Consider the following 22,377-nt stretch of genomic DNA (forward strand, 5'->3'; position numbering starts at 1 on the left):
GGTCGTCCCGCGGAAAGGCGTGCAGCGCCGGGTCGTCCCGGTGTGCAAAAGTGACGGTGCGATGGCGGGCCGGATCAATCCCAGATCAAGAGCCGGATCGGGGTCGGGTTCCACGCATTGCAGGGGTTGTTCAGTTGCGGGCAATTGGAGATCAACACCCAGACATCCATTTCGGCGCGCAATTCAACGTACTTGCCCGGGCCGGAAACGCCGTCATCAAACTTGAGTGCGCCCGCTTCAGTCACCGGGACATTCATGAAGAAATTGATATTGGGCACCAGATCGCGCTTGGTCAGGCCGATATCAGCGTGCTGCATGGCCAGCAGATAGTTGTCGCGGCACGAATGCATGTACTTTTTTTGCAGGGCGTAGCGCACGGTGTTGCTTTCAGCCGCGCAGGCGCCGCCCAGCGTGTCGTGACGCCCGCAGGTGTCGGCCACAATGGTCAGCATCGGGTTGGCATCGCACGAGTACAGCGTGGTGCCCGTGGTCAGGTAAATGCCGCCCTGCCGCAGCATGGTTTCGGTTGCGCTGTAGTGCTCGCTGATGTCATTGCCGTTGTAGAACAGCACGTCTGCGGCCTGATTGCCTTCAAGATCCACAATGCGCAGCGTCTGGCCCTTTTTGACGGGATGCAGCCACGGCTCGCCCGCGGGCTGGTAGTGGTCAAGCGCGGCCCGGGCCGGGTCCAGCGTGCTTTCCTGAACGCGAAAGGCCGTGGCCGTGGTGGTGACTTCGTTGTCGATGACGGTCATATCCTTCCCCTTCAGTCAGACCAGATATTGCATATCGGCGTTATGCAGCGCGCGGGCGTTTTCCGGGCGGAACTGGCGGCAAAAGTCATCTGCCGCCGCACTGCCGGAGCGCCATGCCACAAGGCCGGTTTTTGCCGGGGCGTAATCAGGACGCGGGTCCAGCGGATGCGGCGCGCTGGAGTACGCAATCAGCGTGTCCATATCAAACCGCAACTCGACGTAATCCCCGGCCTTGCCGTGCCCTGGCACGAACACAAAACGCCCTTGCGGATCAACCACCACCTTGCTGAACAGATTGACCGGCGCGATCAAGTCACGCTTGGTCAGGCCGTATTTGCCAATTTCAATCAACAGCCCATCTTTGCCGTTGCGATACATGGCGTTGCGGGCAGACTCGAAATTGCGTTCGCCGTATTTGCGCTGGCAGGTTTCGGCATCAAGCACGGCGCCCAGCGGGTCATGCCAGCCCAGCGTATCGGCGGTGATGGAGGCCAGCGAGCGGCCCATGTCGCTCATCAATACGTGGCCACGGGTGTAATGGGCGGTGTGCTGCGCCTTGAGCGAGTCCGGCATGCTGTAGCGCTCCAGCTTTTCTTTGGCGCTGTACAACACCAGCGAGACATTGGCCCCGGCCTCCAGCATGACAAAGCGCAGGCTGCTGCCACGCGGCATAACGCCAGACCAGTGCGCGCCGCCCGGCATGATCTCTGACCACATGACTTTGTCCTGTGGTAGATCAGCGGCGAACTGGCGCCAGAACTCGGGCGTATCAACCGGGCTGGCAGAAGGCGGGTTGGCGGGTATGCGTGAAAAATCGGTCATGCTCACTCCTTGCCACAAGCATCAGGCGGTCGCGCCAGACAGTTTTTGTAGTTGTTCCAGATCCGTCTTCACTCCGGCGGTCTCCCGGATGCGGTCCAGAATCTCGCGCTTCAGGCGCAGGAATTCAGGTGCCAGTTTCATGTCCTGATTGCGGGCAAACGGCAGCGGCACGTGGTACAGCGAGTCAATCCGGCCCGGGCGCGGCGCCATCAGCACCACCCGGTCGCCCAGGTAAATGGCCTCTTCCACGTCGTGCGTGACAAAGACGATGGTGACTTTCTCCAGCCGCCGCACGTGGCAGATCAGGTCGTGCATGACTTCACGTGTTTGCGCATCCAGCGCGCCGAAGGGTTCATCCATCAGCAAGATGCGCGGCTTGCTCATCAGCGCCCGCGCAATGGCCACGCGCTGCTGCATGCCGCCGGACAACTGCGCCGGATATTTGTCAGCCGCAGCGGTCAGCCCCATCAGGCTCAGCAAGGCGTCGGCGCGGCCGCTGGCTTGCTCGACATCTGCGCTGGTGCGGTTTTGCTGGTTTACCGCCAGCCGCCGGCTGAACTTGATGTTGTCCATGACATTCAGCCACGGGTACAGACTGTAGTGCTGGAACACCATGGCGCGGTCTGCGCCCGGGCCATCAATCGCCCGGCCATCTACGGCAATCTGCCCGCTGGTGGGCGTTTCCAGCCCGCCAATCATGCGCAACAGGGTGGATTTGCCGCAGCCGGACGCGCCCACAAAGGTGATGAACTCGTTATCCCCGATATTAAGGTTGGCATCTTGCAGCGCCTGCACTGCCTGGGCGCCGCGACCAAAAACCTTGTTGACGCTGCGGATTTCAATTTTCTGTGTCATCGGTGTTTACCTCTTGGCCAGCCATGGAAACGCCAGGCGATGCACCAGACGGAACGCTTGATCGATCACCAGCCCCATGGCGCCGATCAGCAAAATGCCGCCGAAGATTTTGTCGGTCTGCAAAAAGCGCTGGGCCTTGAGAATGGCAAACCCCACGCCAGAGTTGGCGGCGACAAGTTCTGCCACCACAAGGTAAGTCCAGGCCCAGCCCATGGTGATGCGCAAGGTATCCAGCAAGGCTGGTCTGGCCGAGGGAATGATCACCAGCCGGATGATCTCGCTGCGGGTGGCGCCCATGGTTTGGGCGGCTTCGATCTGCGCATCCGGCACGCGGCGCACGTCTTCGGCCACCATCAGTACCATCTGGAAAAACGTGCCGATGAAAATCACCGCCACTTTGGCGCCTTCATCAATCCCCACCCACAGCATGACCAGCGGCACAAACGCCACGGCCGGCATGTAGCGGATAAAGTCGGTCAGCGGCTCCAGCAGTGCTTGTACCGGGCGGAACGTGCCGATCAGCAAACCCAGTGGCAGCGCCACCAGCAGCGACAGCGCCCAGCCGGCACAGACACGCCAGGCACTGATGGCCATATCGGCGCCCAGATTGTCATCGGTCCACCATTGACCCAGCCGCTCTGCCACCTGGGCCGGGCCCGGCAGGAACACCGGCGACACCCATTGCGTGGCGGCCAGCGCCCACCACAGTACGAGTGGCAACAACAGGCCAGCCAGGGCGATCAACGCATATTGCCGCCGGCCCAACTGACCGCGGATCGCCCAGAAAGTAGTGCGCCGGGGCGTGGCCGTGCTGGCCGCATTGCGCGCCGGAATGGTTTCTGGTGCAGACATGGGCGTTCCCCCTCTTGTGGTGTCAGACGGCGTAGGTGCGGGCGGCCAGCCCGCACCGTGCATCACTTGGCGGCTTCCTTGACCAGCGAGCCATCCAGGCCTTTGGCAAAGTCAGGCTTGCCATCAACCAGTTTGTTTTCCAGCAGGAATTTATTGATGGTCGGCGCCACGGCGGCCAGCGAAGTCGGGCTGGCCGGGTTGAAGGCGTCAGCGTTGTCCTTGGCGGTAAAGAAGCGAGTACCAGGCAAGAAGGCCTTGTATTCGTCCGGCTTCATGCTGACCACTTTGGACATGATCTTCGAGGCTTCATCCGGATGGCTGCTGATGTAGGCCTGCGCGTCGTACCAGGCCTTGATCATGCCGACCAGTTCCTTGCGCTTGGTCTGGATGGCCTTGTCTTGCGCCACCAGCAAATCCGGAATCAGGCCCGGCATGTCTTTGGAGGTGAAGAGCGCGTGGCCCTTGCCGGAAGTCTGGATGGTGTTCACCCACGGGTTCCACACCACCGCCGCATCAACCCGGCCGGCCATGAATGCCGCTGCAGCATCGCCGGCGGACAAATTGGTCAGCTTCACGTCCTTGAGCGACATGCCGTGTTTTTCCAGCGCGGTCACCAGCACAAAGTGCGAGATGCTGTATTGCTCCAGCGCGATGGTCTTGCCTTTGAGATCAGCAAAAGACTTGATGCCTGGGCCAACCATCAGGGCGTCGTTGCCGAACGAGTTGTCGTTCACCAGCACCGCCTTGACCGGCACGCCCTTGGCCAGCGGTGCCATGGTGTCAGACCAGGTCTGGGAGTTGGCATCCAGCTGGCCGCTGGATAGCGCCGAAATGGAATCGGTGTAGTTGGCAAACCAGACGAGTTTCACGTCAGCGCCATATTTCTTGAAATAGCCGTTCTGTTCAGCCACGTACCAGGCTACCCAGCCCGGCCAGTCGGACACGCCGACCTTGACCTCGGCGCGGGCAATGGGCGACCAGGCGGAGAACATGACAAAAGAGATGGCAGCAAGACGACAGAGGGTACGGCGGACAGCTTGGCGGGCAAACATGGCAAGGCTCCTCTTGGACAATTCGGGTACGAGAGGCGGGCAGACCATGTGCACATACACTGTATCTGTCGCGACCTCCCGGGCTTTTGTCCCGCCGTGGAGCCCCTGGCAACCAGGCAAAGCCGCGTTGCGGCTTGTCGGGCAGTCATCACCGTGTGATGGAGGGCCGGAAAGCTCTCGGACCAGTCATTCATCCCCGCAGGGACCGGAACCCTAGCTTTCCTGAAAGACGATGCGAACATGTCGCACCTCTCGTGCTGTCATCTAATGCAAGTGGCATGCCTGCGCAGATCAAACGGCGCCGTTACCGTTGGTAAATCTGCGTATTTGGCTGATAAATAAAGACAATTTGTTTTGGGCAATACCGGCAAAACAAAAAACCCGCCATGCCGCCGTATTTTGTCTAGCGTGTTTTTGGTGCAAGCAAAAACAGAAATATCCCCTTTTTGGTGCATTCCGCCTGCACCCATCCCTTTTGCGGAGACAGATCATGAGTGCAGTCAAACCCATTCCGGATGGCTACCAGGCCATCACGCCCTACCTCATCAGCGATAACGCCGCCAAAGCGATCGACTTCTACAAAGCCGCGTTCAACGCCACCGAACGCATGCGCATGCCAGACCCCACCGGCAAGATTCGTCACGCAGAACTGGTTATCAACGGCGCGGTGGTGATGCTGGCCGATGAAAACCTGGAAAACGGCTGCCGCAGCCCGTTGCGCGTGGGCGGCTGTCCGCTGAGCATTGTGTTGTATGTGCCGGATGTCGATGCCACGGTCGCCCGGGCGGTGCAGTTGGGCGCCAGACTGACCCGGCCAGTGCAAGACCAGTTTTACGGTGACCGCTCAGGCTCTGTGGTTGATCCGGATGGTTATGACTGGCACCTGGCCACGCACGTTGAAGATGTATCTGAAGAAGAAATGAAGCGGCGCATGGCCGCATTGTGATGTGCGGCTCCGGCTTGAAGAAAACTCAATCCGGTCAGTCACTTGGCGCAAAATACTAAATATTTACGTTTGATTGGCCGCAACATGTCACAGCCACAAAAGCACGAAATCCGGATGATGTATATCAAACAACCGGAGTGCTTCCATGACGATCGACCTACGTGGCAGCGGTCCCGTGGCGAGCATCATGCAGTCCGCCGCGATCCGCGCAAAACCCGGCGCACCACGAGCCGGCTTCAATCTCTCCCGCCACACCACCCCGCACGCGCCCGAGCAAGGCGATGAGCCGGACGACACCACTATGGATGTCGAAGCCCCGACGCCCACCGCTGCGCCCGTCATGCAGGTCATGCCGGAGCTATCCACGCAGGTGTGGCTGCGGCGGTTGCAGATAGAAAAGCGCATTGCACCGCAAAACGAAGACGGCGCACAAGGCCGCCCCGCTGCAACCCCCGCCAGCGTGTACGACCGGCGCAGCCTCACGCCGGCACCGGCCGGCGGCGGGTTTATCGAAAAAGGTTAAGCGGCCACGCCCAGGTAGCGATCGCCAATTTGTGCGGTCGCGTACCAGCGCATCAGCTCAGCCACCCCGGCCTCACCCTCGGCTGGCGACCAGGTGGTGTAGTCCTCAGGCGCAATCGGCATGTACGGGCCGTGTTTGACCTCGAAAATCACCCCGCCCACGTCCAGCGACAGCACCGCGTGCCAGGTGCCGGCCGGCGTTTCCAGAATGGCCGATTCCTCGCCCAGAATGGCGCGATCAATCACCACGCCGGCTTCATCAAAATGCAGCACCAGAAAGCGCCCCTGCAGCGGGAACAGTAACTCCCAGGTGTGCGGATGACGGTGCGGGCGCACATAGGTGCCCGGTTCCATGGCAATGGCCAGGCGCTGAATGGGATCAGCCAGTTCCGGGTGCAGGTTGTAGTTGGCGCGCAGGCGCGGCGATGCAGCGGCGCTGGCGGCCAGCACGGCAAGTTGATGTCGGTCGATCTGTTTCATAGGTTTTCTGTCCCTGGTGTTGTGCCACGGCAAAAAACAAACGGGCCTTGCTGACCCGTTTGTCATCTGCTGCGGGCTGGCCGCTTAGTCGCGGTTTTGTTTGTGTCCGGCACCTTGATGCGGGCGGCTGCGCTCACGCACCGGCGGCAAGGGTTTGCCTGGCTGCCACTTGTTGTACTGCGGATGCGTCTGCATGGCCGCTTCCGGTGCGCCTTGTTTGCCGCGGGCTTCGTGCAGCGCCCGGCGCGATGTCTCTTCCGGATGCGCATCCAGATATCGCATCACCTGGTCACGGCCACGGCTCAGCGATTGCGGGTTCAGCGTATAGCCGCCATGCACGCGCTTGTGGATGCCATCAAGTACGCCGTCGATCTTTTCCTTGAAATCAAAATTGGCAATGCTGGCCCACATGCTGTCCTGACGCGCTTTCATGCGGCGCGGCCGGGGCGCACTTTCGCCCGTGAACACATCCTGTTTGGGCGAAACATTGACGACGCCGCCATCCTTGCCACGAATCGTTGTGCCGCCTGTATGAACGGTATGGTATGTCCCTGGCGCCAGGCCTTGTTCATTGCCCGGCGGCACGACATCCACATCATAGTCAGTACCACGGATGCCAATGGTGGCCGTCGGCGTGGTCAGCTGGTAGCTGTCATGGTTGAGCTTGCCAATGGCACCCGTCACCGAACGCAAAGCGCCCTGCAGCAGCGACAGCCAGCTGCGGCCGTTTTGCGGATTGTCCGGGTCGTAAACGTAATCAATGATGCGCAGCTTGCCATTGGGGCGCAGCGTCAGGCTGGCACCGTCTTCCATCTTGAGCACCACCCAGCTGTTGGCGCTGGTGGCAATGACATCACCCTTGTTGATGTCGTCGCCCTTGTGCAGGACGTCGGTTTTGCCGTCCGGGTGCGCGGCGGTCACAAGCCCGCCCATGGCGGCCACCTGGCCGGATGCGGCCATTGCGCTGAGCGGCAGGCACGTCAGCAGCGCAGCCAGTAGCCAGCGCAGCAGACTTGAATTGATCATGGTGCCTCCTCCGGTGAGGTCCGGATTATTGGTTCTGTAAACAGTCTGGCAGAGTGCGGGTCGACTGTTTGTAACAAGCGGATGCGGCAGATGCCGGTCTGTACGTGAATGGGGCCACCCTGCGGGTTATCAATCCGCCACGGGCATTGCGTTCATGACTAGTGCACGCCGGACCGGGAAAACACGTTGATCACGGCGACCCCGGCGACAATCAGGCCAAGCCCGATTATCGCAGGCAGATCCAGCGCTTGCCGATACACGAAATACCCAACCAGCGAGATCAGCACAATGCCGACCCCTGACCAGATGGCATAGACAATGCCAACCGGGATACTGCGCAGCGTCAGAGCCAGACAATAAAATGCCACGGCATAGCCCAGGACCACTATGACGGAGGGCACCAGTTTCGAGAATCCGTCTGCCGCCTTCAACGCAGACGTCGCAATGACTTCCGCCACAATGGCAATGGCCAGCCAGACCCAGTTCATTGTCCCGCTCCTTTTCCTGCGAAAAGCCGATTCCACCAATCGCCCTGATATTCGTCAAGACGCAAGTCTGGCAGGATTTGGCTTGACGCTTGCCGCCGGTATCAGACAAGCGCGCTAATTGCCTGGCGGGGCAAAGTGCCCTGCTACAATCGCTGTGTTGTCCCTTCCCGGTTTTCGCATGCTCAAAGATCTGCTCTCGACCATTACTGACGTTGCCTTCCTGCGTGATCTGTTCATTTCGCTCGGATTGATCATCTTCCTCCTGTTCATGCATTCCATGGTGCGGCGGGCCATCCTGCGTCGCAGCAAGCTGCAGCCGGAAGACAAACGCCGGCTGATGGTTTACTCGCGCAATGCCTCGCTGATCCTGTTTGTGCTGGGCACGGTGGTGATCTGGGGTCATGAGATCGAGGCGTTTGCCGTCTCGCTGGTTGCCATTGCCGCGGCCATTGTGATCGGCACCAAAGAAATCATCATGTGTATCCTGGGCTCGATTTACCGCACGACCAGCCGCGCATTCGAAGTGGGCGACCGCATTGAGGTTGGCCAGATTCGCGGCCGGGTTATCGACATGAATCTGTTGAACACCACGCTGATCGAATCTTCTGCAGCACTGCCCAACAAAGGCACCGTCGGGCGCGGCGTGGTAATTCCCAACTCCATGTTCCTGTCCACGCCGGTCTACAACGAAACCATGCTGGGCGCGTACGTACTGCAGAGCATTCACATTGCACTGAACCGCGGCGAAGACTGGCACCTGGCTGAGGCCGCCCTCTTGCAGGCAGGGGCTGCGGTCATTGAAGAATACGCCGCAGACCTGGCCATGCATGTGCGAGAACTGGAGCGCAATTACGCGGTGGATACACCGCCCACCGAGCCGCGGGTGCGGATTTCGCTGGATGACCGCGAGGCGGTCAACTTGCATTTGCAATTGCCAGTGCCGCTGGGACAGCGAGCGCGGATTGAACAACGCGTGCTGCGCGAATACCTGGCAGCACTGCCGGCAGCGGGCGTTATTCCGGCCAATACCGGCAAAGAAGAGCCGGTTGCCGGCAAGCCCAGGGTGACGCCGCGCTGACCAGATCGGCGGCGTGGGCGGTCATTGTGCAAAAATGTAGTTTTGTTACCGACAAATTAAGAAAAATCTGTAAATTTTGTTGCGAGGCCTACAAAACATCTATATAGTCTTGCCCTTCGCCTCGGGACAACGTGGTCCCGCTTGAAATTTCATCGCCCCCTGACCTTTTGCCGCCCTGCGTTCGATGTTTGATTGCGGTTGTCTTTTTGGTTAGGTCGATGCTCGCCGGCCCTTTTGCAGCCGGCCAACCGTAACCAGGAAACAATCATGTCGCACGCAGCCCATGATCCGGCTCAGGATCAGGACACCTCTTTCTCGTCGCTCGGCCTTGCTACCGAAATTGTGCAAGAACTGACCTCGCAAGGTCTGCACAACCCCACTCCGGTACAAGCCGCCGCGATCCCCGTTTTGCTGGAAGGCCACGATCTGATGGCATCTGCCCAGACCGGCACCGGCAAGACCGCAGCCTTTTTGCTGCCCGCACTCAACCGTCTGGCACGCCCGCCCAAGCATCATGGCAAGGGTCCGCGCGTTCTGGTTCTGACCCCGACCCGCGAACTGGCCGAGCAAGTATCCAAAGTTGCCATGGCATTCAGCCGCCGCATTCCGCGCTGCAAAGTGGTGAGCCTGGTCGGTGGTGTGCCGTACCCGATTCAACACAAGCAACTGGCACAGCCGGTTGAAATCGTCGTCGCTACCCCGGGCCGTCTGATGGACCTGATGCGCAGCGGCCGTATTGATTTCCGCCGTCTGGAACTGCTGGTGTTGGACGAAGCCGACCGCATGCTGGACATGGGCTTCATTGACGACATCGAAGCCATCGTGGCCGAACTGCCGCAAGAGCGCCAGACCGCACTGTTCTCCGCCACGCTGTCGGAAACCGTGCAGGACTTCGCCCGTCCGATGCTGCGCGATCCGCGCAAGGTAGAACTGGCCCCGCAAGGTCTGCCGACGGCCAACGTTGAGCAATCCGTACACTATGCCGACGGCTACGAGCACAAGCTCAAGCTGACCGCCGCACTGGCCGAAGCTGCTGCCGGTACGCAATCGATCATCTTTACCGCCACCAAGGCTGATGCTGATGGCATCGCTGACTGGTTGCGTGTTGCCGGCCTGAAGGCTGATGCCATGCACGGTGACCTGCCGCAACGCAGCCGTCGCAAGGTGCTGGACAAGCTGCGCCGCGGCGAAATCGACATGCTGGTTGCCACCGACGTGGCCGCCCGCGGTATCGACGTGGCCGGTATCGGCCAGGTGATCAACTTTGATCTGCCGCGCTTCTCTGAAGATTACATCCACCGCATTGGCCGTACCGGCCGTGCTGGTCGCTCCGGTCGCGCCATTTCGCTGGTGACCCGTAACGACTTCGTGCTGCTGACCCGCATCAAGAAGCGTTATCAAGTCAACTTTGAAACCATGACCCTGGAAGGCCTGGAATCGCGCTTCCAGCCGAACCAGCGCCGCACCGACGACCGTCGTCCGAATGGCGGCCGCTCGTTTGGTGACCGTCCTCCGCGTCAAGGTGGCGATCGTCAAGGTTACGGTCAGCGCGACAGCGCCCCGCGTTTCAACAACGAAAACCGCGAACACGCACCGCGTGAAAACAACTACTTCCGCGATCGTCGTAACGGCAATCTGGAAGGCGGTCAGGAACGCAGCTTTGAAAACCGTCCGCGTCCGGAAGGTGGCTATCGCAACAACCGTGACGGTCAGCGCGATGGTGGCTTCAACCGTGACAGCGCCCCGCGCGAAAACCGTTTCAACCGCGAAGGCGGTCACGGCGAGAAGCGTGATTTCGGCAACCGCGAAACCGGCAACCGTGAATACGCCCCGCGTGAAGGCGGTTTCAACCGCGACAGCGCTCCGCGTGAAAACCGTGGCGGCTATGGCAAGCGCGAAGGTGGTTACGGCGAGAAGCGTGACTTCGGCAATCGCGAAGGTGGTTTCAACCGTGACGGCGCCCGTCGTGAAGGTGGCTTTAACCAGCCGCGTCGCGATGACCGCTTTGGCGGCGACCGTCGCCCGCGCGGTGGCGATTTCTCCCGTCGTGGCGATCGCTCTGGCGAATAAGCCTGGCTGATACAGCACAACGCCTCCGCAAGGAGGCGTTGTTGTTTGTGGCGCCCAACAAACTCATGACTCAAGTGGCGGCAAGCCATGGCGGGCGCGCGCCCGGTTACAGGCATCGCTGAACTGCCCTATTTCAGCCAGAGGCGCAAACTCCCGGCAAGGATTGGGCCGCTCCCGATACAAGCCGCAATGCACCGACTTGCCGATCTCGCCCACCAGCGCAATACAGCGCGGGCGCGCGTAATCGGTACCGCGCATGCGATACAGCGTACTGGTTTCGCGATCAGCCACACCATCAGGCACGGTGCCGCCTTCGCTTTCCAGTTCCGAGACATCAAAGGTGACGCGGAACGCTGCGCAACAAGCACCACAAGACAAACAAGGATTCATGTCGAACTGTTTCATCAAACCGGGCAGTCATTGTACTGACTTGCCGCGATGCCACGAAACAGGCAGACTGCGCCTCCCCGCAAGACGATACCTTTTATGCTGCAACACCCGGATTCTGCACTTGTCGTTCGCCCCGCCACGTTGTTCGATCTGCCCGCCATTGATCTGATCCAGCGGCTTTGCTACCAGCCCGTGTTTCACGAACCCGTTGAAACCTTTGCGGCGCGCCTGCGCTTGTCGCCGGGTTCCAGCTGGGTGGCAGAAGCCGGCGGCCAGGTGCTGGGCTATTTCTTCACCCACCCCTGGACCGGCGAAGCCCCACCACCCTTGGGCAAAACGCTGGAACACCTGCCACAACATCAGGACACGCACTTTTTGCATGACCTGGCAGTACACCCGCATGCACGGGGCCGTGGCGTAGCGCCCAGACTGATTGAGGCCGCGCTGCACTGGGGCAAACAACGCGGACTCAAATTCACCCGCCTTGTTGCCGTAGCCGGCGCTGCGCCGTTCTGGCGCAAGTGGGGATTCAAGCCCGTTGCCGCCGCCCCTGCTTATGGCGACGATGCGGCACTGATGGCTTTGTCGGCAGAAAACCAGGCAATTACTACCAGGCCCTGACACCACGGGGCGACCTATACTCCTTGAGTGCCGCAGCACAATGCGGCCGCAAAAAAAAGCCAGGCGCATGCCTGGCTTTATTACATTCAGAACAAGGAGAGTCGAAATGACCCGTCAACCCACACTGATGATTGCCCGTCCGGATCTGGAACGCCTGGAAACACTGATCGCCCGGCTGCCCGATGACCTGAGCGCGCTGGAAAACGAACTGGCCCGCGCGCAAGTCGTAGAGCCCGAAGCCATGCCGGATGACGTCATCGGCATGAACAGCACCGCCCACTTTGTGGATGACGCCACCGGGGCCAGCCACACCTTCACCCTCGTCTACCCGCAAGACACAGACATTGCCGCCGGCCGTATTTCCATTCTGGCGCCAGTAGGCAGCGCGCTGCTGGGCTTGTCGGTCGGGCAAACTATCGCCTGGCCGGCGCCGGGCGGGCGCACCTTGCAGCTAAGGGTATTGGCGGTGACGCGACAAGACCCCCGGAACGCGCGGTGAAGCGCTAGAATTACGCGATATCCACTTTTGCGATCCAGGTCTTTTTGCATGCTCAAGCGTAATCGCACCGCCCGCCGTGGCCGCAGCCCTGCCAACGAAGTCGAACTTATCCGCCTGGCCGAGGGCATGGCCGCCTCGACCAGCCGGCTGGAAGACAATTTCTGGCTGAGCCGGCTGACCACGCTGGTCGAGAAACTGCTGCAGGATCGTGATGAAGACACGCTCACCAGCGCGCTGGACCAACTGGCCGAAGGCGACGCCGAGGCCTACACCGTTCTGGCCGACGCCATTGAGAGCACATGCGAATCAGTCAGGCTGACCGTGGACGGCAAAGCGTGGGACGCCCTGCTGTTCACCGCGCCGCTGCTGACCTGGTCGCGCTGGCAGATTGCCTCTGGCCCGATGAACGCCGACACCGTGCGCAATACGCAAACCCAATTGCGCGCCCATGTGTTCGCACGGGATGCCCGCATCGCCATTGCCGACTTCCTGTTCAGCCCGGATCAGTTGCCCCGCGGCTTTGTGCCGACGCTTGAATTGCTGCAGGCGCTGGCCAAGGCCGCCCAGGGCAGCGGCACGCTGAAACTGGATGCACGCACCCTGCCGGAAACACGCGCCTTCTTGTCTGACACGCGCTACGTGATTGGCGCCGTACTGGTGCCGGCGGGTGAGGCAATTTTCCGCTGGCAGGAAGACGACGGCGATCAGGAAGAAGCAGAGACCCAATGGCGTCGCCAAGGTGGCGCCGTGCTGCAACCCTTGCTGCCTGGCGCGGCGTCAGAGACCTTGTTGCCCGGCGCGTATCACGGCACCTGGCGTGAGGCTGATCGCGCCTCGCGGGCGTATGCCTTGCGGGCGACGGTCTCGTTTTTGATGCTGACACTCAATATCACCGCCCGTGACCTGCAGGCCGTGATCGGCCCGTTTGCCGGCAAGCGGCTGGAAGAGTATCGCGTCGGTTTCTTGCGCCGTGGCGATGACAAGGTGATCCAGGGCGTGGTCTGGCCCTTGCTGGATGGCGAGGACGAACGCACGGACTGCGTGGCAGAAATCGAAGCGCAACTCAAAGACGCCGGCATCGTGGACATTCTGGTTCACGAGCACGATTTTCCGCTGGATTACTGTGATGACTGCGGCTCGCCGCTGTATCCCAATCCGGAAGGCGAAGTGTTGCATGCAGAGCCGCCGGAAGAAGCCGAAGCCCAGGCCGAAGCACCGCGACACCTGCACTGACCGGCAAGACACAAAAAAACGGCCTTCACGGCCGTTTTGTTTTTCCAGGGCCGGATCGGCCTCAGAGATAACTCGCCACCTCAAGCAGATTGCCATCCGGATCACGAAAATACACCGACATGATCGGCCCGGCCGCACCCGTGCGCTGGATCGGCCCCGCTTCAATCAGCACACCCTGCGCCTTGAGGTGGGCAACCACGGCGTCTGGCGACAAGCCTGTGATCAGGCATACATCAATGGCGCCCGGCGTCGGCGCCTGCGCTTTGGGCTCAAACTCATGGCCGCGCTGATGCAGGTTGAACTTCTGACGCCCGAACACCAGGGCTTTGCGCCCTTCGCCAAACGTTTCGACCTGCATGCCCAGTACGCGCTGATAAAAAGCGCAAGTCACCGCGATATCTGCCACGGTCAGCACCAGATGATCCAGCCGGTCGATCACCAGTGCCGGCATGTTCATTGCTCTTCCTTACCTGAAACCCAGATCGAGAAAATCAGCCACAGCGTATTGAAAAAGGCGATGGCAAATCCGAGAAAACCGAAGGCGGGCAAGCCGAACAACATCGGGCCGGCCTTCACGGTGATCACAATCGAAGAACCAATAATCAGGCAGCCCGTGACGATACCCATGGTCAGCCGGTTGGCGCTTTTGGCCAGTTGCGTACCAAAGCGATCCAGCCGCTTGAGGTCCAGATCAACCCGGAAATTGCCGCGCCGCGCCTGCCGCACCAGCTTGGCGACATCCCGCGGCAGACCTGTGATCAGATCAAATGCATCCGCCAAGCCTTCTTTGGAACGCTTGTACAAGGCCTGGGGCTTGTAGCGATCGACCAGCACTTCGCGCACGAACGGGGTCAGTTGGGCAATCATCTGGAAATCAGGGTTAAGCTGCCGGCCCAGGCCTTCCAGCGTGATCAGCGCCTTGAACAGCAGTGTCAGATCTGCCGGCAGCGTAATCTCGTGCTCGCGCATGATGACGGCCACTTCGCTCAGCAGCACGCCAATCTGGATGTCTTTCAGCGGCAGATTCTCATAATTGAAGATGAAACCGGCGATATCGGCCGCCAGCAGTTCTTCATCAACCACCGTGTCGCCAGTCCACTCCATCAGCACGTCCATAATGCCGTGCTCGTCGCGCCGCGCCAGCGCCGCCAGCAGATCGACAATCTGGTCACGGCGTTGATGTGGCAGGCGGCCGACCATGCCAAAGTCGAGGAAGGCAATGCGGTTGCCCGGCAGATATTTGACGTTGCCCGGGTGTGGATCGGCATGGAAATAGCCATCAATCAGCACCATTTTCAGCACGGCGTCCGCCCCGCGCGCGGCCAGCAGCTTGCGATCGTAACCACCTTCCTCCAGCGCGGCCAGATCATTGCCGGCAAGACCACCTACCCAGCTTTGCACATTCAAAAATTCATTGGTGTATTCCCAGTGAATGCGCGGAATTTCAATCTCGGCGTGGTCAGAAAAGTTCTGCGCAAACCGCTCCAGATTGCGTGCTTCGGCGGCCAGGCTCAGTTCACGGCGCAATGATTTGGCGAATTCATCGACAATCTTCACCGGCTGATAGCGGCGCGCTTCCGGAAACTCGAACTCCATCAGCGAGGCAATCTGCCGCAGGATTCGCAAATCAGAATCAATTTTGGCCACAATGCCCGGGCGGCGAATTTTCAGCACCACCTCTTCGCCCGTCACAAGGCGAGCGCGGTGCACCTGGGCAATCGAGGCTGATCCCACTGGCAGCGGGTCCAGCTCCAGAAAGATTTCGTGCGGGTCACGGCCCAGCACCAGCGTCAGCTCAGGCAGTAGCTCTTCAAACGGCACGGGCGGCACATGTGATTGCAGTTTTTCGAACTCTGCAATCCAGTCTGGCGTAAAGACATCCACCCGCGTTGCCAGCACCTGGCCCAGCTTGATGAAGGTCGGGCCCAGCTCCTCCAGCGCGCGGCGCACGCGCACGGGCGGGTCCAGTAACTCGATGCCATGTTCGCCGGGCAGGCGCAACAGGTCGCCGGCGCGCTCCAGACCTTTGGCCAGCCCCAGTCGCTGAACCAGATTGCCAAGGCCGTGGCGCATCAATACCGAGATAATCTCCCGCACGCGCGGCAAGTCGCGCATGACGGTGAATGTTTCCTTGAGCATGCTTGAGTGTGTTTCCCGCTATGTTGGCTATGCATGGTCAAGATAACCCATTTCGGGCACACAAGCTGTCTTGCCCTGCCGTTTTGTTTACTCGCATGTAATATTTTTGCCGGGATGGAACCAATGCAGGGCAATGGTCTCGAAAGGCGTTCCCTCTCTTTTTCTGACTGTTTTTCCTGTGATCCCCTCCTTTTTGTCAATCTTGTGTGAGCCTGTTGAAAACGTTTCCGCGGGCCTGGGCCGACGGCGAAATTCGTGCTTTACAGCATCAGGTCACACCGATACAGTTTGCCCCCATGAAATGTAATCGGCTGATTTTCGCCCTCGTGTTGGGCTTTACGTTTTACGGGGCGCAGGCAGACGACCTTCCCGCAACAGGCACCAGTGCGGCCTCAGAGCCGGCTGCGTCCAGCTGGCTGGGTGGTGGCAAAAGCAGCAAGTCCACCAAAGCGGCAGAGAAAGCCGCCGCAGAAAAAACCGCTGCTGAAAAACCTGCCGAAGCGGCCGACGACGGCGCACCCAACCCCGCCCAGCCTGCACAGCAGTTGCTGCTGCAAGCCATGAGCCTGATCGGGGTCAAGTACAAATGGGGCGGTAAAACGCCGGAGTCCGGTCTGGACTGCAGCGGCTTTGTCCGTTATGTATTCCAGAACGCACTCAATATCACGCTGCCGCACAATGCGCTGGGCATGAGCCAGTCTGGCAGGGATGTGGATCGCTCTGAACTCAAGCCCGGCGATCTGGTGTTCTTCAATACGCTGCGCCGCAGGTTCTCTCACGTTGGCATTTATCTGGGCGACAACCGTTTCGTGCATTCGCCACGTACCGGCCGCGATATTGAAGTGGCCAACATGGGCGAGTCTTACTGGACCACCCGCTTTGACGGCGCCCGCCGCGTGACCGATGTCAGCGGTGAAGCACCCAGTCTGGCCAGCTTGCTGGCGGTGGCCGGTGCATCGCGCGTATCCAACCAGTCCGAGTCGGCCTCTGCTGCCGGCGTGAGCGTGCAGGACAACAGCGGCGGCAGTTGCCGCAAGGTTACCAAGGGCAAAGGCAAGCACAAACACGTCGAGACGGTCTGCGCCAAGCCCAAGGCTGGCAAGAGCACCGCTGCGGCGACCAAAACCAGCAGCAAGACGGCCAGCAAGAAAGCACCGGCGCGCAGCACCAGCAAGAAAAAAACGCGTTGATTACTCTCACCCTGCGGGGCTGACGCGCTACCCGACAAAAAGCCCGCTTTTGCGGGCTTTTTGCATTTCCGGTCGCACTACAACGCGCAGTTACGGCGCCAGCCTGACTGCGCGCACGCTATCGCCATCGGCAATCTCCAGCCGCTGCAAGACATCGTCAGTCAGTGGCAGTGCGCCATCCAGTGGGTGCGTCATGGCCAGCACGCAGCGAAAATCCTGCAGCTTGCGGTTGCTGACCAGCCACGACTCGCCCTCTTGCGGCTGCGCCTTGACCGCCAGCGCCTTGTACACCTGGCTGTCACGCACCGCGCGGATATCGTGCAGCGCACTCTCCAGACTGGGGCCCGCATCAAAAATATCCACGTAGCCGCGATAGCGAAAGCCCTCTGTTTCCAGCAGCTTGCGGGCCGGCCGCGTGGCCGGGTGCACTTCCGCGACGGCCGCCTGGGCTTCTTCCGACAACAGGCAGGTGTAGATCGGATAGCTGGGCATCAATTCGGCAATAAACGATTTATTGCCAACGTAAGAGAGAAAATCCGCGCGGGCGAAGTCCATTTTGAAGAAGTGCCGGCCAAGGCTCTCCCAGAATGGCGAACGGCCCGCGTCATCTGACACGCCGCGCATTTCTGCAATGACGCGCTCGGCAAAACGGTGCGGGAACTCCGCCATGAACAGAAAGCGTGATTTGGACAACAAGCCGCCATTGCCGTTACCGCGATGCTCTGGCAGCAAGAACAGCGAGCACAATTCAGACGAGCCCGTCAGATCGGAACTCAGAAACAAGGTGGTCAGCTGCTTGTAGATATCCAGCTCACGCGAGGTATGCACCGTAAGGCCAACGCGATAGTTGTACCAGGTGTCACGCATGCCCACGGCCGATTCAATGCCTGACGTACCAACCAGTTGCCCGGTGGTTTCGTCCTCCAGCGCAAAGAAATAGCTGGCATCACCCAGCCTGGGCTCGCCCGCGACGGCCGCCATGCTGGCCGCAATGCGCGATTGCAGGCGCTCTGCATTGGGTTGCAGGGTGGTGACGCCCACGCCGGCCTTGTTGGCCAGGTCAAACAGGCGGTGAAAGTCGCTGTGCCGCAAAAAGCGGATACGCATGGTGTGTCCTTTGGGTCTGTCTTCAGGCACGTCGGATGCGGCCCGCATGGGTTGCCGGGGTTCTTGTGGAACGTGCGGCGCACAGTCAGATGCGGGCAGTTGAAGCAAATGCAAGACACTCTGCAGTCTGTGCTTTGCCGCCCACGATGAAGCTGCAACAATTGGCGCGCGGTCAGCCGTCCCCTTCCCAACGCATGCCAACCAGCCAGATCAAACACCCTTCATGATCCATCTGATCACGGGTTTGACCATTCTGATCATTGTCGCCGCCCTCGCTTATCGCTGGGGGCCGTCGTTCCATCGCGACAGACTGCCCTCCAAGGCCGCCTATGCATTGCGCCACGCCCGCCAGCTGCAGGGCGGTTTGCTGTGTTGCTATCTGTGCGGCCACACGCGCATTGCCTTGCATCCGGCGCGCAGCACCGCCACTTACTCGGTCTACGCCTGCCAGCAGTGCGGTGCCTCGCTCTGGCGCGACAAGGCCGCGCGTTAGGCCAGTGCTTCAACCCAGTGCGCCCGGTTGGCGGGGGCGGCGTAGGGTTCTGGCCAGTACTCGACCAGTTTGCTGATGCGCTGGTCAGTGATAGTGAAAAACGAAACGGCGCGTGCCTGTTGTACGCCATCGGTAATCGAGACGTCGGTCACCACCTGATCGACACCTGCCACCAGCCGGTTCAATACAAACTGCCAGTGCCCGTGGGCGGGGTATTCCCGGTTCAGCCCGGCAAAATTGGCCCGCCCGCGAATCAGCTCGGATGATTGCGGCCACTCCACCACAAAGTCATCCGCCAGCACCGCGCCAACAGCATCAAAATCATTGGTCTGCATCAGTTGCCAGAATTCGCGTACCAGCGCTTCTGCACCCTGCATCATTCTTCGTCCTGCAAGGCTTCCTGCAGTTCCGGCAGGCTGGTCTGGCGCGGCATGGCACCTTGCTCCAGCAGCGGCTCATCCAGCCGCACCTGCTCGATCTCCTCAAAGCGGCGGGAGATTTTCTCGCTGGTAATGGCCACGTTCTGGGCGTCTTCATGCGCCTGGCGGATGTGGGTGGCCAGTTTTTTCATGCGATCGTCAAAACGCGCGAACTCGGTACCCAGGCGCCCCAGCGCTTCTTTGATGATGTGCACCTGCTTGCGGGTTTCCACGTCCTTGATCACGGCGCGGGCGGTGTTAAGGACGGCCATCAGCGTGGTGGGCGAGACAATCCACACGCGCTGCTTCATGGCGTGATTCACCAGCTCGGCGTGATAGGCGTGGATTTCTGCAAACACGGCTTCAGCCGGAATAAACATCACCGCGCCATCAGCGGTTTCATTGGGGATGATGTACTTGTTGCTGATGTCATCAATGTGCTTTTTGATGTCGGCCCGGAATGCGCGTTGCGCGGCGTTGCGATCCTCGCCCGCTTCAAACATGCGGTGGTAGTTCTCCAGCGGGAACTTGGCATCCACCGCCACAAGGCCGGTCGGTTCCGGCAGTTTGAGCAAGCAATCCACCCGCGTGCCGTTGGAGAGCGTGGCTTGCATTTCGTATACCTGCGGCGGCAGCACGTTATGGACCAGGCTTTCCAGTTGCACTTCACCAAATGCGCCGCGTGAGCGCTTGTCGCCCAGCAGTTCTTGCAGGCTGACCACATTGGTGGTCAGGCCATCAATCTTTTTCTGGGCTTCATCAATGGTGGCCAGACGCGCCATGACGTTGGCGAAGGTCTCGTTAGTTTTCTTGAAGCCCTCATCCAGCCGCTCGTTCACCTTGCCGGAAATCTCGGCCAGGCGGGTATCTGCGGTTTGCGTCAGTTGCGCCACGGATTGCGTCAGTTGCGTACTGGTCAGGGCCAGCGCCTCACGCAACTGGTCCATCTCGCGTCGGGATTGTTCTGCCAGCATCTGCGCCAGCTTCACCAGCACTTCTTCACGCAGCGTGTCCTGTTTGGATTGCAGCGACTCAGAGATCTCGGCCAATTGCCGCATGATCTGTTCGCGCGATTCCCCCTGGGCCGTCGTCAGCGCCAGACGCAGGGTAGAAAGTGACTCGGTCTGGGTGATCTGCAGGCGCTCCAGTGCGCTGCGCGTCTGGTTCAGTTCGCTGGATACGCCACTGCGCAGGCGATCAAACGCCTCGCCCATATTGGCGCGCAACTGCTCGCCCGATCGCGTAATGGCGGTATTGAGCAAACTGGCGTGCTGGGTCAGCGCGGTGTGTGTGGTCTCGGCCTGGCGCGCCAGACCCGTGTGGAACTGGTTCAGGATTTCCCGCTGACTGGCATTCAGTTCAGAGGCCAGCGCTTCTACTGCTTGTTCCTGCACTCGCGCCAGTTGCTGCAACCGGAACACGACCAGCACACCGGCCAGCAAGGCCACCAGGGTTGTTACGCCAAACAGTAGATCGATCATTACTTGTGTTACCCGTTTACAATTGGATTACCAGAACCTTGCACGCCGCCAAACCTGCAGTCGTGAGCGGATTGTAGGCAAGTCACGCCCCCTTCACCAGCGGGAACGGACACACGCCGTATGTCGCACGCTATAATCGTGCGATGCGCACCCTACTGGTTAGTTTCGGTTTCCTTCTGGCTGTGCCGGCCCTTGCGGCCGGGCAAGTCGATCTCGCCACCGTCCAGCGTAATGCCGCCTCCTGGCTGGACCAGCAGTTGTCCCAGTATCAGGGCCAGAGCAGCTACAGCTTTGGCAAGCTCGACAGCCGCCTGCGGCTGGACGCCTGCAACGCCATGGATGTCAAAGCCGCACCGGGTTATCGCCTGGCCGGCAACAGCATGCTGCGGGTGACCTGTGTGGATGGCGCCACGTGGGCCGTCAACCTGCCGGTCAAGATCAGTGTGCAAGCCACGTATTATGTGGCCGCCAAACCCCTGGCCGCTGGCCACCAGCTGGCTGACGGTGACCTGGCCCCGCAACAGGGCGATCTGGGCCAGCTGCCAGGCAGCGTAATCCTTGATCCTGCCAATGCGCTGGGTCGTACGCTGTCCACCGCGGTGGCGGCTGGCGGCGCGGTTCGCTCGGAAATGTTGCGCGCCCCCATCATCATCCAGCAGGGCCAGAAAGTGCGTGTGCTCATGCGCGTGGGCGAGATCGAAGTCAGCAACGACGGCTACGCCATGAACAACGCCAGCGAAGGGCAAAACGTGCGCGTGCGCGTCGGTACATCCACCATTGTGCAAGGCATTGCCCGGGCAGATGGCGCGGTACTGGTTACCGAATAAACGCGAATCTCCGCCCTTCACCGCGACCTTCTGCGCCCCGTCCTGACAAACAGGCCGCCAGGCGTTAAAATTGTCCGTTTTGAATGCCTTGCTGCGACCAATGCGCATAATCCGTGGCGTTAATGCCGCCGCCCTTCCGCCAACCGCACTGACTATCGGTAATTTCGATGGGCTGCATCTCGGGCATCGCGCCATGCTGGCCGAGTTGCGCCAGGAAGCGGCCAGCCGCGGGCTGGCCAGTGCCCTGCTGACTTTCGAGCCGCATCCGCGCGAGTTATTTACGCCGCAAACGGCGCCGACCCGGCTGACCAGTCTGCGTGAAAAAATGGAAATCCTGGCGGCAGAAGGTCTGGATTACGTCATTCTGCAGCGCTTTGATCGCCAGTTTGCCGGCATTGAAGCCACGGCATTTCGCGACAACATCATTGCACAGCGCCTGAATGCGCGTTTCTTGCTGATCGGCCACGACTTCCGTTTTGGCAAACAGCGCGCAGGCGACTTTGAACTGTTGCAACAGAACCCGGCACTGACCGTGCGTTCAATCGACGCCGTCACGCTTGATGGCCAGCGTATTTCTTCCACTGCCGTGCGTGACGCGCTGGCTGCGGGCGATATGGATCTGGCCGCACGTTTGCTGGGCCGGCCGTATTCGATCTCTGGCCGCGTGGTGGGTGGCGACAAACTGGGCCGCGAGCTGGGTTTTCCGACCGCCAATATCCGCATTCGGCACAATCGCCCGCCGACCATGGGCATTTTTGTGGTGGAGATCGAAGGACTGGAGCGCACTTATCAAGGCGTGGCCAGCCTGGGTGTACGGCCCACGGTGAAAGGCGCTGGCGCTGCGCCGGTGCTGGAAGTATTCATTTTCGATTTCAAACGCCAGATTTACGGCGAGCATTTACGCGTCAATTTTCTGCATAAATTGCGCGACGAACTCAAATTCAACGGTCTGGAAGCGCTTATCGCCCAGATCCACAAGGATTGCGACGATGCGCGTGACTGGTTTGCTGCCCGCCGTTGAGACGGGCGCCA

25 protein-coding genes and 1 riboswitch are annotated in these 22,377 nt (G+C 60.4%); of the genes, 11 read left to right on the forward strand and 14 right to left on the reverse strand.

What is annotated here, in order from left to right:
• Positions 1-74: 74 nt before the first annotated feature.
• The 5 genes from IEX57_RS04380 to IEX57_RS04400 form a co-directional block, all read right to left on the reverse strand.
• Complete coding sequence (locus IEX57_RS04380) at positions 75-755, reverse strand: urea amidolyase associated protein UAAP2 (protein ID WP_188702699.1); 681 nt, start codon at positions 753-755, stop codon at positions 75-77.
• A gap of 15 nt (positions 756-770) precedes the next feature.
• A complete protein-coding gene (locus tag IEX57_RS04385; protein WP_188702701.1) occupies positions 771-1,577 on the reverse strand; it encodes an urea amidolyase associated protein UAAP1 in 807 nt (268 codons plus the stop codon).
• A 21-nt stretch (positions 1,578-1,598) separates the two neighbouring features.
• Positions 1,599-2,432 carry an ABC transporter ATP-binding protein gene (locus IEX57_RS04390; RefSeq protein WP_188702703.1) on the reverse strand — a complete coding sequence of 278 codons (834 nt, stop codon included), beginning with the start codon at positions 2,430-2,432 and terminating at the stop codon, positions 1,599-1,601.
• A 6-nt stretch (positions 2,433-2,438) separates the two neighbouring features.
• On the reverse strand, positions 2,439-3,284 hold the full coding sequence (locus tag IEX57_RS04395) for an ABC transporter permease (RefSeq protein ID WP_188702705.1): 846 nt from the start codon (positions 3,282-3,284) through the stop codon (positions 2,439-2,441).
• 62 nt (positions 3,285-3,346) lie between these two features.
• The gene (locus tag IEX57_RS04400; RefSeq protein WP_188702707.1) at positions 3,347-4,336 is read right to left on the reverse strand and encodes an ABC transporter substrate-binding protein; all 990 of its coding nucleotides are present in this window, start codon (positions 4,334-4,336) and stop codon (positions 3,347-3,349) included.
• 73 nt (positions 4,337-4,409) lie between these two features.
• A riboswitch (guanidine-I (ykkC/yxkD leader) is annotated at positions 4,410-4,564 on the reverse strand.
• A gap of 262 nt (positions 4,565-4,826) precedes the next feature.
• On the opposite strand from IEX57_RS04400, the gene IEX57_RS04405 reads away from it, so the two are divergent.
• Both IEX57_RS04405 and IEX57_RS04410 read left to right on the forward strand, forming a co-directional pair.
• A complete protein-coding gene (locus tag IEX57_RS04405; RefSeq protein ID WP_188702709.1) occupies positions 4,827-5,282 on the forward strand; it encodes a VOC family protein in 456 nt (151 codons plus the stop codon).
• Positions 5,283-5,427: 145 nt separating this feature from the next.
• Positions 5,428-5,805, forward strand: a complete 378-nt coding sequence (locus IEX57_RS04410; RefSeq protein ID WP_188702711.1) for a hypothetical protein — start codon at positions 5,428-5,430, stop codon at positions 5,803-5,805.
• Here IEX57_RS04410 and IEX57_RS04415 read toward each other — a convergent pair.
• From IEX57_RS04415 to IEX57_RS04425, 3 genes are all read right to left on the reverse strand, one after another.
• Complete coding sequence (locus IEX57_RS04415; protein WP_188702713.1) at positions 5,802-6,284, reverse strand: WbuC family cupin fold metalloprotein; 483 nt, start codon at positions 6,282-6,284, stop codon at positions 5,802-5,804. The two genes, IEX57_RS04410 and IEX57_RS04415, sit on opposite strands and share 4 nt — an antisense overlap.
• An 84-nt stretch (positions 6,285-6,368) precedes the next feature.
• Positions 6,369-7,310 (reverse strand): FecR family protein, encoded by a 942-nt coding sequence (locus IEX57_RS04420; RefSeq protein ID WP_188702715.1) that lies wholly within the window; start codon positions 7,308-7,310, stop codon positions 6,369-6,371.
• A gap of 158 nt (positions 7,311-7,468) precedes the next feature.
• Positions 7,469-7,798 carry a DMT family transporter gene (locus tag IEX57_RS04425; protein WP_188702717.1) on the reverse strand — a complete coding sequence of 110 codons (330 nt, stop codon included), beginning with the start codon at positions 7,796-7,798 and terminating at the stop codon, positions 7,469-7,471.
• Positions 7,799-7,976: 178 nt separating this feature from the next.
• Between IEX57_RS04425 and IEX57_RS04430 the strand changes: the two genes are divergently transcribed.
• Positions 7,977-8,876 (forward strand): mechanosensitive ion channel family protein, encoded by a 900-nt coding sequence (locus IEX57_RS04430; protein WP_188702719.1) that lies wholly within the window; start codon positions 7,977-7,979, stop codon positions 8,874-8,876.
• 267 nt (positions 8,877-9,143) lie between these two features.
• On the forward strand, positions 9,144-10,946 hold the full coding sequence (locus tag IEX57_RS04435) for a DEAD/DEAH box helicase (RefSeq protein ID WP_188702722.1): 1,803 nt from the start codon (positions 9,144-9,146) through the stop codon (positions 10,944-10,946).
• Between the two features lie 63 nt (positions 10,947-11,009).
• Here IEX57_RS04435 and IEX57_RS04440 read toward each other — a convergent pair whose 3' ends face one another.
• A complete protein-coding gene (locus IEX57_RS04440) occupies positions 11,010-11,336 on the reverse strand; it encodes a YkgJ family cysteine cluster protein (RefSeq protein WP_229708702.1) in 327 nt (108 codons plus the stop codon).
• A 96-nt stretch (positions 11,337-11,432) separates the two neighbouring features.
• Between IEX57_RS04440 and IEX57_RS04445 the strand changes: the two genes are divergently transcribed.
• The 3 genes from IEX57_RS04445 to IEX57_RS04455 all read left to right on the forward strand — a co-directional run bounded on the left by IEX57_RS04445 (position 11,433) and on the right by IEX57_RS04455 (position 13,689).
• Positions 11,433-11,957, forward strand: a complete 525-nt coding sequence (locus IEX57_RS04445; RefSeq protein WP_188702725.1) for a GNAT family N-acetyltransferase — start codon at positions 11,433-11,435, stop codon at positions 11,955-11,957.
• 106 nt (positions 11,958-12,063) lie between these two features.
• Complete coding sequence (rnk, locus tag IEX57_RS04450; protein WP_188702728.1) at positions 12,064-12,456, forward strand: nucleoside diphosphate kinase regulator; 393 nt, start codon at positions 12,064-12,066, stop codon at positions 12,454-12,456.
• 48 nt (positions 12,457-12,504) lie between these two features.
• Positions 12,505-13,689 carry a DUF2863 family protein gene (locus tag IEX57_RS04455; protein WP_188702730.1) on the forward strand — a complete coding sequence of 395 codons (1,185 nt, stop codon included), beginning with the start codon at positions 12,505-12,507 and terminating at the stop codon, positions 13,687-13,689.
• A 61-nt stretch (positions 13,690-13,750) separates the two neighbouring features.
• Here the strand turns inward: IEX57_RS04455 and IEX57_RS04460 are convergent, their stop codons facing one another.
• Complete coding sequence (locus IEX57_RS04460; protein ID WP_229708706.1) at positions 13,751-14,146, reverse strand: VOC family protein; 396 nt, start codon at positions 14,144-14,146, stop codon at positions 13,751-13,753.
• Complete coding sequence (locus IEX57_RS04465) at positions 14,143-15,828, reverse strand: ABC1 kinase family protein (RefSeq protein WP_188702732.1); 1,686 nt, start codon at positions 15,826-15,828, stop codon at positions 14,143-14,145. Before IEX57_RS04465 ends, IEX57_RS04460 begins: the two co-directional genes overlap by 4 nt.
• Positions 15,829-16,124: 296 nt before the next feature.
• Between IEX57_RS04465 and IEX57_RS04470 the strand changes: the two genes are divergently transcribed.
• Positions 16,125-17,018 (forward strand): C40 family peptidase, encoded by an 894-nt coding sequence (locus IEX57_RS04470; protein ID WP_188702734.1) that lies wholly within the window; start codon positions 16,125-16,127, stop codon positions 17,016-17,018.
• A gap of 90 nt (positions 17,019-17,108) precedes the next feature.
• On the opposite strand, the gene astA is transcribed toward IEX57_RS04470, so the two are convergent.
• Positions 17,109-18,125, reverse strand: a complete 1,017-nt coding sequence (astA, locus tag IEX57_RS04475) for an arginine N-succinyltransferase (protein WP_188702736.1) — start codon at positions 18,123-18,125, stop codon at positions 17,109-17,111.
• A 223-nt stretch (positions 18,126-18,348) separates the two neighbouring features.
• Between astA and IEX57_RS04480 the strand changes: the two genes are divergently transcribed.
• Complete coding sequence (locus IEX57_RS04480) at positions 18,349-18,618, forward strand: hypothetical protein (protein ID WP_188702738.1); 270 nt, start codon at positions 18,349-18,351, stop codon at positions 18,616-18,618.
• On the opposite strand, the gene IEX57_RS04485 is transcribed toward IEX57_RS04480, so the two are convergent.
• Positions 18,615-18,998 (reverse strand): nuclear transport factor 2 family protein, encoded by a 384-nt coding sequence (locus tag IEX57_RS04485; RefSeq protein ID WP_188702739.1) that lies wholly within the window; start codon positions 18,996-18,998, stop codon positions 18,615-18,617. The genes IEX57_RS04480 and IEX57_RS04485 overlap by 4 nt on opposite strands.
• Complete coding sequence (locus IEX57_RS04490) at positions 18,995-20,518, reverse strand: DNA recombination protein RmuC (RefSeq protein WP_188702741.1); 1,524 nt, start codon at positions 20,516-20,518, stop codon at positions 18,995-18,997. The genes IEX57_RS04485 and IEX57_RS04490 overlap by 4 nt, the downstream gene beginning before the upstream one ends.
• A 143-nt stretch (positions 20,519-20,661) precedes the next feature.
• Between IEX57_RS04490 and flgA the strand changes: the two genes are divergently transcribed.
• Positions 20,662-21,345: a flagellar basal body P-ring formation chaperone FlgA gene (flgA, locus tag IEX57_RS04495; protein ID WP_188702743.1), complete on the forward strand. Its 684-nt coding sequence runs from the start codon at positions 20,662-20,664 to the stop codon at positions 21,343-21,345.
• A gap of 100 nt (positions 21,346-21,445) precedes the next feature.
• On the forward strand, positions 21,446-22,366 hold the full coding sequence (locus IEX57_RS04500) for a bifunctional riboflavin kinase/FAD synthetase (RefSeq protein ID WP_188702745.1): 921 nt from the start codon (positions 21,446-21,448) through the stop codon (positions 22,364-22,366).
• Positions 22,367-22,377 lie beyond the last annotated feature (11 nt).

It is taken from the genome of Silvimonas iriomotensis, assembly GCF_014645535.1.
Classification (GTDB): Bacteria; Pseudomonadota; Gammaproteobacteria; order Burkholderiales; family Chitinibacteraceae; genus Silvimonas; species Silvimonas iriomotensis.